The 1189-nt window shown below is 34.8% G+C and carries 1 protein-coding gene; it reads left to right on the forward strand.

Features of this window, described 5'->3' with window-relative positions:
* The first annotated feature begins 61 nt into the window (after positions 1-61).
* Positions 62-1174 carry an IS630 family transposase gene (locus QUA00_RS36710; protein ID WP_333413497.1) on the forward strand — a complete coding sequence of 371 codons (1113 nt, stop codon included), beginning with the start codon at positions 62-64 and terminating at the stop codon, positions 1172-1174.
* The last annotated feature ends 15 nt before the right edge of the window (positions 1175-1189 follow it).

Raw genomic sequence — 1189 nt, forward strand, 5'->3', positions numbered from 1 at the left:
TAAGCTGTTGTACCTTTAAATAGGGTATAATAAAAAAGGAGTTTAGTCAATCTCTACAAAAATGCCAGCTAAAAACCATCTCAATCCCCAACAAATAGAGAAACTACAAAAAGCCTTAAGAGAGGAAGAAAAGGCAAATATTAGAGAAAGAATTCTAATTTTATTATTGCTCAATGACGGCAAGACACAATCTAAAATTGCTGATTTTTTGGGTTGCTCAGTCAATAAAGTATCTTATTGGTGTGTCAAGGGAGATCCAGACAATCTAGAAAGTCTAATAGATGAGAGGATGAAAGGGAATCACAAAAAAGCCACAGATAAATATATAGATATATTATTAGAAACTATAGAAAAAGACCCTCAAGAATTAGGATATGATTTTGGACGATGGACAGCGCAGAGATTAGCAACATACTTAGAACAATCCACAGGAATAAAATTAAGTGGAGGACAAGTTCGGAGGATATTAAAGAAAAAAAAGTATGTTTACATCTGGGCCAAGTATAGCCTAGAGTCGAAGAGAAATCCTGAAAAAAGAACAGCGTTTAAAATAAAGATAGCCGAATATTTAAAAGTAGAAAAAGAAACGCCAGAACGTTTACAGGTATGGTTTTGGGACGAGAGTGGATTTAGTTTAAGAGTCACCCGAAGAAAGAACTGGTGTAAAAAAGGCAGGCGAAAAAAGGTCAGAGGAGACCGAAGAAAAGGCAGAGTTAATGTAATGGGAGGAGTAAGGAATTCCGATAAAAAAAGGTGGGTAGAGTTCCTCAAAAAAGGCAATTCATATAATTTTTATCAAGTGCTAAAACTGTTTCATGAAGAGCTAATTAATGAATGGGTATCAGCAGGTAATCAAGCCTCAGAATTTGCGGAAAAAGGAGCCAAAATAGTGATTATCCTTGATAATGCTAGTTTTCACAAGAAACAAGAGTACCTGAAAATAATTGAAACAGAAATGCCTAACCTTCATTTAGAATTCCTCCCCGAATACAGCCCCGACTATAACTTAATTGAATTAGTATGGCATTCGGCAAAAGAATATATTGCCAATCGACTTTTTACATCTATTGAAGAGCTAGAGTATTTATTGCACCGCCTCTTAAATGAAGGGCAATTAATAATTAAATGGGGTCGCAAAATCAAAAATAAGGGTAATGATTGTATCACAGTTTAAATGTGCAACAGCTTA

Origin of the sequence: Microcoleus sp. T2B6 (genome assembly GCF_036700475.1) — a bacterium.
Taxonomy (GTDB): domain Bacteria; phylum Cyanobacteriota; class Cyanobacteriia; order Cyanobacteriales; family Microcoleaceae; genus Microcoleus.

Coding starts and splice junctions, on each gene's coding strand:
- QUA00_RS36710 (WP_333413497.1), top strand. CDS start 62: ATGCCAGCTAAAAACCATCTCAATCCCCAACAAATAGAGAAACTACAA.